Source organism: Sporosarcina sp. P7, assembly GCF_002743425.1.
Classification (GTDB): Bacteria; Bacillota; Bacilli; order Bacillales_A; family Planococcaceae; genus Sporosarcina.
Map to the genome: position 1 here is coordinate 1 of NZ_PDZF01000029.1, position 10,998 is coordinate 10,998.

Below are 10,998 nucleotides of genomic sequence, written 5' to 3' on the forward strand. Positions count from 1 at the left end.
ACCCGTTTGATAGAGCGCCCGCGCATTGTGTATGATCGGATACCACGTTTGATAGAGCGCTCACACGTTGTGTATGATCGGATACCATGTTTGATAGAGCGTTCACGCATTGTGTATGATCGGATACCCCGTTTGATAGAGCGCCCGCGCATTGTGTATGATCGGATACCATGTTTGATAGAGCGTTCACGCATTGAGTATGATCGGATCCGGTGTTGGATAGGGCGTTCACGCATTGAGTATGATCGGATACCCCGTTTGATAGAGCGCCCGCGCATTGTGTATGATCGGATACCACGTTTGATAGAGCGCTCACACGTTGTGTATGATCGGATACCATGTTTGATAGAGCGTTCACGCATTGTGTATGATCGGATACCATGTTTGATAGAGCGCCCGCGCGTTGAGTATGAGCGCGTACCACGTTTAATAGAGCGCCCACACACAGAGTATGATCAGATACCACGTTTAACAGAGCATTCACACGAAAAAAAGAAGATCCCACATACCAGGGATCTTCTCTAAAATCATTTACATTTTAAATTGTGCGATGACTTCTGTTAGCTGCTCGCTGAGTTCAGTCAATGTTTCGGCAGCTTCTGTCACCGACTGGATGGCGCGAAGTTGTTCTTCTGAGGACGCGCTGACTTCTTCGCAGGCCGCTGCGGTTTCTTGTGATGTGGCGGACATGGTTTCCACGGTTAAAGACACGTCGTCTTTGTGCGTAGCGATCAAGCGAATTTCATCGGATACTATATGGATGGATTCTTGCATCGTGTCCATGAGTGAAGACAGTTCTTCAAACGTATTTTCCGTATCTCCGACGACTACGCCTTGGTCGCGGAATGTGTGGATGGTTTGTTGCATTTGTTCAGATACGATATGTGATTCTTTTTGTAATTCTTCTATTGTTACTTTGACATCGTCTGTGGCACGTGCGGATTGTTCAGCCAGTGTGCGGACTTCTTCTGCTACGACTGCGAATCCTTTTCCGTGCTCGCCGGCCCTAGCTGCTTCAATGCTTGCGTTTAGTGCCAAGAGGTTGGTTTGTTTTGAAATGTTCATAATCGTTTCCATGACACTACCGATTGCTTGTACTTTACTTGCGAGTGAATTCATGTCGTAGGACATCTCTTCTAGCGTTTTACTCGTAGTCGTAAAGGAAGTCTTCAGTGCATGCATTTGTTGTTGGCCATTGGTGTTTTGAATCCCAGTTTGTGTTGCGATATCCAGCATCACTTGCGATTTTTCTTGAATTTCATTGATTTCCTGGCTGAGAAGGTCGATGCGTTCTGTCACAATTTCTGCGTCTTCTGCAGATTTAGCGGCACCTTGTGCAATTTCCCCAACAGCCATGGCGACTTCATTGCTTGCGGCACTTGTTTCTTCTGATACGGCACTTAAGCTTTCGGAATTCGAACGGACATGGTCTGCTGATGTATGGACGACTGTGATGATAGTGTTCATATTTTGCACCATATGATTGAAGTCACGACTCAGTTCACCAATTTCATCTGTACTTTGGTTATCTGAACGTACTGTCAGATCCCCGCCAGACACTTTAGCCATCAATTCTTTGACCGTATCGAGTGGCTTCAACATACGGCTGATTGTGATAAATAGACCAACGAATGTCAGAAGCAACGTAAGGAGTGCAATAAGTAGCATGGAGTTGCGTAATGAATGCGCCATCGCGCTTAGATTGCGTTCTTCAAAAACTGCTCCAACTTTCCAGTTAAAGTCGGGAATTGTCGTATAGATATTGCGCTTGTCGATACCGTGATCATCGGTATATTGGATGACACCATGGTCTGCATCATACATTTTTTTGTAGTGCGCTTCGTTTGTTACATCGGTTCCTGATTTGGAAGGATGCACGATAGCCAGTCCTTGATCATCGAGCAACACAGGATACCCGGTATAGCCGATATCGCGATTCGCTATTTCGTCTGTTAGAGCGGCTAGTTCCAGATCCAGTCCGAGAGCACCGACAAACGTGCCGTCTAGCATAATGGCTTTAGAAGCAGTGATGACAAACTGATTGGTCGTATCATCAAAATACGGTTCCGTCCATTGCACTTCGTCTGGATATTGTTGCGCTAATATATACCAGTTTCTAGTCGTTGGATCATAATCCGTTAAATCACCATTCGGTTTGATGACAGTAAATTTAGATGTCAATGAATAATAGACGGCATCCGTACTTGGATACATGGACAAGAAATTGCCCAAACGTTCCTCTAATTCCTTAACGGATACGTCCTTGCCATTTTCACCGATAAATTTGGTTACTGTATCGGTCGTTGCGAGCAATGCCAATCCTTTTTCATACTTGTCCATAAAATGATAAATACCAAAACTCATTTCATTGACGATAGCATTACTCGAATCAATGGCATTGGCAATAGATTGTTTCTTCGCTTGCTCATTCGTCATCCATGTCATGAATGAAATGCCGAGAATGAATAAAATGATAGCGGTTAAGATGATTTTTGTTTTAATTGACCGTAACATGTGGTGTTCAGCTCCTTCTAAGATGTGTAATGCGTTAGTGTGACTAACTTGATATCGGCTATATTTCCTATATGTTCATCGTTGTGTCAAGAAAACGAAGAAACCTGTCGAAAAATCGACAGGTTTCTTTTTAACCTATTATAGGCAAGCGGCGCCTACAATAATGAGTAAGATAAACAGAACGACAATCAATGCGAATCCGTTACCGCATGAGCGGTAATTGCCACCAGTCTCACAACCGGATTCTCCGTAACCGCCACCACCGTAGCCATATCCACCGAATCCAAACATGTCTCCACCTCCAATTTTTTAGTAATTAGCAACCGTAACCCATAAATCCTGCGCCGACAATGATCAATAAGATAAACAGAACAACGATCATTGCAAAGCCGAAGCCTCCATCGTATCCAGATCCTTTAACTGATTCTCCCATATTGATTTCACCTCCAAATGTGGAACTACCCTTATTCTATGCAAAGATTCTCGGAGTGCCTTGGCTTTTATAAAAAAATCCGCCAATCCTTAGAGAAGGAAAGGCGGATCGTGTTAGATTTTGAATCGTTCCACGGCATTACTAAGGTCTTCACTCAACTGAGTCAGTGCTTCAGCCGCTTCGGCAACAGAACCAATTGCGTGGAGTTGTTCATCTGAAGAGGCACTCACTTCTTCACAAGCAGCTGCAGATTCTTCTGTTGTGGATAGTAAAATTTGAATTTGCGCAGAGACATCGTTTTTATGCACGTCCATTTCTTGAAGAGCCATAGTGAATTGATTAATCCGGGATTGCATATCGCCAATGAAACTAGAAATATTTTCGAATATTCCTTCTGTATCTAGTACGACTGTACTTTGTCGTTCAAATGTATTCCGTGTATTGTCCATTTGCTCAATGACATGTTGTGTGCCGTTTTGCAGTTCTTGAATCGTAGAACGTACTTGTTCCGCAGATTTCGCAGACTGCTCTGCCAATTGACGGACTTCGTTTGCTACAACTGCAAAGCCTTTACCGTGTTCTCCGGCCCTCGCTGCTTCAATACTAGCGTTTAACGCAAGTAAATTGGTCTGGGAAGAGATCGAAGTGATGGCGTCAATGACGGAACTGATCGCTTTCACTTTATCTTCTAATGAGCCGATCATCGTGCCCATTTGTTGCAAGTCTTGATTCCAGTTATTGAAGGAAGAGCTTAAAATACTCATCTGTGCGCGCCCATCTGCGTTGAATGTTACGGCTTCTGTTGCCAAACTTGCCATTTCGCTGGCTGTATCATTGGCTTCTTGAATTTGCTGATTCAATAACTCCGCACGAGTCGTCACGGTTTCCGCATTGTCTGCAGACTCCACAACGCCTCGCGTAATTTCTGCCAAAGCACTCGCGATTTCTTCACTTGTCGCATTGGTTTCTTCGGATACTGCACTCAAGTTTTGTGAACTCGCCAGTACATTGGATGCGGAATGCGTAACGGTCGTAATCAAACTGTTCATGTGGTCGAGCATCTTATCAAACCCTGTGCCTAATTCTCCAATTTCATCAGTGGATTGGATGTTGGCTCTGACTGTTAAATCGCCGTCGGCTACTTGCTGCACGGTCTCTTGTAAACGGAAAATCGGCTTCAATATTCGGCTGATGAAAATGAATAGAATAATCGCCAGTATCGCTAGGGTCACGATAGCTGCAATGATCATGACGTTTCGTAAACCGGTTGCGAGAGATTGCATGTTTTTCTGATCGTAAATGACCCCGAGTTTCCAGTCAAAGTTTGGAATCGTCGTGAACATGTCCACCTTTTTGACATCATCTTGCTCGAATGTATGGTGGCCAGCTGTCTTTTTGTACATTTCGGCTACATATTCACGATCCATGAGATTCTCCCCGACGAGTGAAGGATGGGCGATAGCTGTCCCTTCTGAATCGAGAATGAATGCATAACCGCCATGGGGGATAGCTGTCGCTGAGATATCTTCTGACATGGTGGATAATTGAATATCAATGCCTACCACACCAACTAGTTGGTTGCCGTTCATCACGGCTTTTGAAGCACTAATAATGAAGTTACCTGTCGCTGCGTCAATATACGGTTTGGTCCAGTGTACGCGATCTGTTTCTGCTACTGCCTTTTGATACCATTCACGTGTAGACGGATCGAAGTCTGTCAAATCCACGTAAGGACGAATCATCGTTTCTTTTGTCGCAAAGCTAAGATACGTACTAGATACGTCAGGGTACGTCTCCAATGTGTGGGTAAGTGCTTTCGCAACTTCTGCCTCACCGCTTGTGGCGGTCGCATTCGTATAGTCTGATGAATCGGTCAGCAAGTCTAACCCTTTACTGTATTGCCGCAAATCCGCTTCAATCGATGCACTCATTTCATTTAGCAACGTACTGCTCGATTCTGTTAGATTTTTCTCTGTCCGTTCTTTCACTAACCAGCTACTAATTCCCGTCATTGTCAGGACCCCGCCAGCAACTAGCACGAGGACAAGAAGGATCATTTTCGTTTTGATGGAATGAAACATGGTTGTATGCTCCTTTACTCTTATAGATTATTCTTATCATACAGTACTTTAGACTAATCTAATAGTCTGTTTTTCATAACGGGGGTAAATATTTATTTGCATAAGAATGGAAGTGGCGAGAATTTCCATACATCATACGCAACGTAAAAATACAATAGCTGTGAATCTATAGAAGAAAAACAGAGGATACGCTCAACATCGCGTATTTCAATCCGATACTATACGTAACGATTGTTCATTACAGACGGGGGGAACCAGCATGGTCAACCGAATTGGCGAAGGCCCCGCAACCCAACCAGTGCAAACATCATATGCGAGTGGGACTGTTGAAAACAGAAGTGAAGTTCCAAGTATTCAGCCCATTGGTCAACCAACTCAACAGATGACACCAGAACTACAAGTGAAGTTGTCAAAGAGTGAAGCGAAAGAATTAACGAATGGTATGAATAAATTTCTCGAAAGTGCGAATGTCCAGTTACGATTTAAATTTCACGAACAGCTGAATGAATATTACGTAACGATCGTGGACCCTGAAACAGAAGAGGTAGTGCGTGAAATACCGCCAAAAAAATTGCTCGACATACATGCAGCCATGAGAGACTTCATTGGATTATTAATCGATCATAAAATATAACAAAAAAGGTGTGAGGCACGATGAGAATCGGCGGATTGGCATCCGGAATCGATACAGAATCCATTATCAGAGACATGATGAAAGCGCATCGGATTCCTCTTGATAAAATTACACAAAAGAAACAATACACACAATGGCAACTAGACGATTATCGTTCCACCAACCGTGACTTGAGAAAATCGAGTGATAAGCTATTTGACACGGTCATGAAGCAGAGTACGTATATGAAGAAAAGCGTCAACGTATCCAATGATCAAGCGGTTAGTATTACGGCAAAAGGCTCTACTTCGGACTTTTCGGGGACGATTGAAGTAGAACGATTGGCTACGCAGGCTACTCTTCAAGGGGGAGTACTTACGGATAGTGTTACTAATGAAAACTTGAGCGATGATCAAATAAAAACAAAAACATTAACTGATCTAGGGATTCTTCCAATTGATACTGAACAAACCTTGCAGATAAAATCTCCCGACGGAAAAGTTACAGATCTAACAATCAAAGCTTCAGACACTATTGATTCAATTTTAAAAAGTATTAATGAAAAATCAGGAGTCAGTGCATTTTACGATTCAGCATCTGGAAAAATTGCGATGAGCGCTAAGAATAGTGGAGATGGGATAATAAAATTATCGGGCACTATGGTAGATAAATTAAAGTTAAATGTGGTTGAAGGTGTTAATGGAAAAGATGATCCTAAATTAACGGAAGGTGTTGATGCAAAGTTTACCTTTAATGGTCTAGAAACAACACGCGCATCTAACACGTTTACGATAAATGGATTTGAAGTTTCACTTAAACAGACGACAACTTCGCCTGTAACATTTAACTCAACAACTGATACGGATCAAATCTTAAAATCAGTAGTAGAATTCGTCAATGACTATAACGAAATGATCGAAAAACTGAACAGCAAAATTAAAGAAAAACAATTCAAGTCCTTCCATCCACTATCAGCTGAACAAAAAGCCGATATGAAAGAAAAGGAAATTGAACTTTGGGAAGAAAAAGCCAAGAGCGGTACCTTAAAGGGCGATCCAGCACTTACTTCTATGTTAAATAATTTACGTTCTATTATGAGCAGCACTGTTACTACTACTGATAAAGATGGAAAAGAAATCAAAATCAGCCTGAAAGATTTAGGCATAGAAACAACGAGTAATTATTTAGACAACGGTAAATTGACAATCAATGAAGATACGCTTCGTGCGAAAATTTCGGAAAATCCAAACGCAATCTATGATTTAATCGGTAAAAGCAATACGGATCCTAAAAAGGGAGGAATTGCACAACAATACCGAACTGAATTACAAGACGCTCAAAAAAAGATTACCGTTAAAGCGGGTAGTTCAACAGCGGTAAACGACACGTTTGCCCTGGGTCGCTCCCTCAAAAGCATGGACAAACAAATCGAGCGCTTTGAAAGTAAGTTAAAAATGATGGAAAGTCGTTACTGGAAACAGTTTAACGCAATGGAGCAAGCTATCCAACGTGCGAATTCACAGTCTGCTCAGTTGATGAGTTCACTTGGCGGCGGCATGTAACGCAACTTAGCTAGAAAAAGGAGAATGACATACATGGCTACTAACAACCCTTATGCAGCATATCAAACGAATACGGTGACGACTTCAACGCCCGGTGAGCTAACTTTAATGCTTTATAACGGATGCCTTAAATTTATTCAGCAAGGGAAGATGGAGCTGGCTAAAGGTAATTTGGAGCAAAAAAATATTGCAATTCAAAAAGCACAAGCGATTGTGACGGAATTGATGCTGACATTGGATACATCCTATGACGTATCCAAAAACATGCTGGTCCTGTACGAATTCGTGAACAGCCGCTTGATTGATGGCAATATCCAAAATGATCCGGCGATGTTTGAAGAAGCAGCAGGAATCATTACGGAATTCCGCGATACGTGGAAACAAGTAATCCAGATTAATCGTACGAAACAATACTCCAACGTGAGCGAGATATGATCCGACCTGCCATGACGATGTGGCGTGACCGTTCTCTTCGATTGATTGCGCTTGTACAGGTAGTAGATGAAGAAAATCGTGATGAAGTCATCGAGCAAATCAACAAGATACTGAATGAACGTGATCTGTTGCAGTCACAAATAGCCCAGCCTTTCACAGCAGAAGAAGATGCATTTGGTGAGGAATTAATTCGTTTGGAGAAAGATGTACAAACGAGTCTGGAACGCTTCACACATACGATTCGCACAGACATTTCACAATCCCAAGCAAAAAAAGAAAACATGAATAGCTATGTAAATCCATATGGTAAGATGTCCCCAGACGGTGCCTATTTCGATTCGAAGCACTGATAACCGGAAGAGAGGAATCTCTTTCGGTTTTTTTACATATACGTATTCAAAAGAAAGGACTAATCCTATGCGTTATAATCGCCACGACTACTTTCGGTACACATTCAATCCATACATACCGGCCACATTCCGCATTCAACTAAATAATGAAGAGAGAAGCATGTCTAATGAAGGAAATTGTGAAATTTTGGATATTAGCACAGGCGGAGTGAAGTTCGTGACGCATCTGGATCTGCCTGTTCGTTTAGAAATTCTTGCACTGCAATTAGAGTTTACAATCCATCAGCATCCTTTTGAAATTTTAGGTAATGTGGCTTGGAAGAAGGAAACAGAATATGGCTTTGAGTATGGATTCGAGTTTGATGAAGAGCAAAAAATGGATGCGCTGATCACCGAAGAATTAAAACATCATGCCCGTAAAGTGAAAGAAACAGAATAAATTAACATGAATCAGAAGTTTCTTTACAATTCTGCATACTTCTTAAGTTTTAGAAAGGATTTTAAGGGTACTATGAAGAAGTAAGGTAGTGAGGGTTTAAAAAAGGAGGAGTTCATATGTTAGACTTCAATATTCGCGGTGAAAACGTCGAGGTAACTCCGGCGATCAGAGAGTACGTTGAAAAGAAAGTTGAGAAACTGGAGCGTTACTTTACAGAAGGTGTAAACGCTACAGCAAATGTTAACTTGAAGGTGTATAGTGATAAGCAAACAAAAGTGGAAATTACAATCCCAATGAAGAATTTGACACTTCGCGCAGAGGAGCGTCACAATGATATGTACGCAGCTGTGGATTTAATCGTCGACAAGCTAGAGCGTCAAATTCGTAAATATAAAACACGTGTTAATCGTAAGTCACGTGAGCGTGAAGGTGTAGCAGCTTTCTTCCAGTCGGTTGATGGCAATAATACTCAAGAGATCGAAGACGACGTGGAGTTCGACGTAGTACGTACGAAGCAGTTCGATTTGAAGCCGATGGATCAAGAAGAAGCGATCCTTCAAATGAACATGTTAGGCCACAGTTTCTTTATCTTTACGGATGCAGATTCCGACGGCACGCATATTGTCTACAAGCGTAAAGACGGTAAGTATGGCTTAATCGAAACAAACTAATACGCAACGAGACAAGTCCAGCTTATGCTGGGCTTGTTTTTTGGTTTATGACTTGTGAGTGACGGGGTGTGTATGAGGGATGAAAGCTCCAGTTGGGGACGCTTTCCTGAGGGCGTGGCCCGAGCCGCTTCCCTCACTTCGTTCAGTCCAGGGTCTCGAACTCACGCTGATCCTCCAGGAGTCGCCCCAACTTCCGCTTTCATCCTACGTGGATAGTGGGGGGACTTGTATTACTTACTGGAGGTGGTGTGTGAATTATTGTTGTGTCTGGACTTATTTCAGTTCAAGTACAGAAATTCAACACCCATTACAACACTAATTTTAATGCACAACAAAAAGTAACATCCACTTGCATTGCAAGGGATTGGAGCGTAAGAGGGGGCGACTCCGAGAGGATCAGCGTGCGCCTTGAGACCCTGGACGTAGCGAAGCGAAGGAAGCGGCTCAAGCCACGCCCTCCGGAAATGAACTGCACCCCAAAACTTGGACACATTCAAAAGAAAAAGGATGTGGTTCAAGTGAGAAAAATACATGTAGAAGATAAGATTCAAGCGGTTAAACGATACATTGAAGGTAATGAAAGTCTTCGTGAAATCGCTCAATCTATCGGAATTGACAAGAGTGAAATTCGTTATTGGGTACAGCGATATCGGTATCACGGAGAAAATGGTTTCAAGAAACCCTGTACAAGTTATTCTGTACAATTTAAACTGGACGTAATCCATTATATGATTGATGAGAATACGTCCCTCAGAGATACTGCTGCCCGCTTCAACTTAACGCACCATTCCACGCTTAGAAGATGGGTAAATGCGTATAGGGAAGAAGGGACGGACGCCTTGTCACCAATAGAAGAGGGGCGTCCATACATGAAACAAAACCCAGAAAACAAGAAGAAACCATCTGTTTCTGAAATAGAACTACAAAAGGAAATTGATTTCTTACGAATGGAAAATGCTTATTTAAAAAAGTTAAATGCCTTAGTTCAGGAACAGGAAAAACTACTAAAGAAAACAAAGCGCAAGTAGTCTACGAACTAAGGCACCGATTCACAGTGAGTGCGCTTCTACAACTGGCAGAACTTGCCCGCAGCACGTATTACAACTTAGTAAAACGGTGGGATCGACCTGACCCTGACGCGACTATTAAACAGCTGATTCTTAGCATCTATCATGAGCACAAAGGACGTTACGGCTACCGGCGGATTCAAATGGAATTACGATGTCTCGGCCATATTGTGAACCATAAAAAAGTACAACGTATTATGAAAATGCTGAACCTTACCTCTCTAGTCCGGATCAAGAAATACCGTTCGTACAAAGGAAAAGTGGGCAAAACCGCCCCGAATATCCTGGAACGAGATTTCCGAGCAAAGCAGCCGAATCAAAAGTGGGTAACGGATATTACTGAGTTTAAGCTATTTGGAAGCAAGTTCTATTTATCTCCGATGTTAGATTTATTTAATGGAGAAATCATTGCGTATACACTCGGTTCCAGACCAACTTATGTCTTGGTTGACGAGATGTTGAATCAGTCATTACAGACCCTAACAAATCAGGATCAACTAATCATCCATTCAGACCAAGGTTGGCATTATCAAATGAAACCATATCAAAATACATTGAGCGAAAATGGGATTACCCAAAGTATGTCCCGAAAGGGCAACTGTTACGATAACGCGGTCATAGAAAGTTTCTTTGGCACGTTTAAATCCGAATTTCTTTATCTACAAGAGTTCGAAAATAGGGAACAATTTACAAAAGAGCTAGCCGAATATATCTCCTATTACAACTCCAAACGTATTAAATCAAAATTAGGGATGAGTCCGATAGAATATCGGACACACCACCAGCTTAGTGCGTAATAAAACTTGTCCAACTTTTGGGGGTCACTTCAAAAG

The 10,998-nt window shown here is 42.2% G+C and carries 11 protein-coding genes; 7 read left to right on the forward strand and 4 right to left on the reverse strand.

Annotated features, from left to right (window positions below):
- Positions 1-531: 531 nt before the first annotated feature.
- From CSV60_RS15480 to CSV60_RS15495, 4 genes are all read right to left on the reverse strand, one after another.
- Positions 532-2,514: a methyl-accepting chemotaxis protein gene (locus CSV60_RS15480; RefSeq protein WP_099637596.1), complete on the reverse strand. Its 1,983-nt coding sequence runs from the start codon at positions 2,512-2,514 to the stop codon at positions 532-534.
- 138 nt (positions 2,515-2,652) lie between these two features.
- Positions 2,653-2,805 carry a YjcZ family sporulation protein gene (locus CSV60_RS15485; protein ID WP_099631073.1) on the reverse strand — a complete coding sequence of 51 codons (153 nt, stop codon included), beginning with the start codon at positions 2,803-2,805 and terminating at the stop codon, positions 2,653-2,655.
- A gap of 25 nt (positions 2,806-2,830) precedes the next feature.
- Positions 2,831-2,947, reverse strand: a complete 117-nt coding sequence (locus tag CSV60_RS15490; RefSeq protein WP_099631072.1) for a YjcZ family sporulation protein — start codon at positions 2,945-2,947, stop codon at positions 2,831-2,833.
- Between the two features lie 113 nt (positions 2,948-3,060).
- The gene (locus CSV60_RS15495) at positions 3,061-5,028 is read right to left on the reverse strand and encodes a methyl-accepting chemotaxis protein (protein ID WP_099637597.1); all 1,968 of its coding nucleotides are present in this window, start codon (positions 5,026-5,028) and stop codon (positions 3,061-3,063) included.
- Between the two features lie 259 nt (positions 5,029-5,287).
- On the opposite strand from CSV60_RS15495, the gene flaG reads away from it, so the two are divergent.
- The 7 genes from flaG (at position 5,288) to CSV60_RS15530 (ending at position 10,962) form a co-directional block, all read left to right on the forward strand.
- Complete coding sequence (gene flaG, locus CSV60_RS15500) at positions 5,288-5,662, forward strand: flagellar protein FlaG (RefSeq protein ID WP_099637598.1); 375 nt, start codon at positions 5,288-5,290, stop codon at positions 5,660-5,662.
- 20 nt (positions 5,663-5,682) lie between these two features.
- The gene (locus CSV60_RS15505; RefSeq protein WP_099637599.1) at positions 5,683-7,203 is read left to right on the forward strand and encodes a flagellar hook-associated protein 2; all 1,521 of its coding nucleotides are present in this window, start codon (positions 5,683-5,685) and stop codon (positions 7,201-7,203) included.
- A 33-nt stretch (positions 7,204-7,236) separates the two neighbouring features.
- The gene (gene fliS / locus CSV60_RS15510; protein WP_099631068.1) at positions 7,237-7,638 is read left to right on the forward strand and encodes a flagellar export chaperone FliS; all 402 of its coding nucleotides are present in this window, start codon (positions 7,237-7,239) and stop codon (positions 7,636-7,638) included.
- Entirely contained in the window at positions 7,635-7,988 is a 354-nt protein-coding gene (gene fliT / locus CSV60_RS15515; protein ID WP_099637600.1) for a flagellar protein FliT, read from the forward strand. Before fliS ends, fliT begins: the two co-directional genes overlap by 4 nt.
- Before the next feature lie 67 nt (positions 7,989-8,055).
- The gene (locus CSV60_RS15520) at positions 8,056-8,427 is read left to right on the forward strand and encodes a PilZ domain-containing protein (RefSeq protein ID WP_158233194.1); all 372 of its coding nucleotides are present in this window, start codon (positions 8,056-8,058) and stop codon (positions 8,425-8,427) included.
- A 116-nt stretch (positions 8,428-8,543) separates the two neighbouring features.
- Complete coding sequence (hpf, locus tag CSV60_RS15525) at positions 8,544-9,098, forward strand: ribosome hibernation-promoting factor, HPF/YfiA family (RefSeq protein WP_099637602.1); 555 nt, start codon at positions 8,544-8,546, stop codon at positions 9,096-9,098.
- A 518-nt stretch (positions 9,099-9,616) separates the two neighbouring features.
- Positions 9,617-10,962 (forward strand): IS3 family transposase gene (locus tag CSV60_RS15530; protein WP_099637603.1). Its coding sequence is split into 2 segments (ribosomal slippage): positions 9,617-10,061 and positions 10,061-10,962, totalling 1,347 coding nucleotides; the frame shifts between segments, so codons are not numbered across the junction.
- Positions 10,963-10,998: the final 36 nt, after the last annotated feature.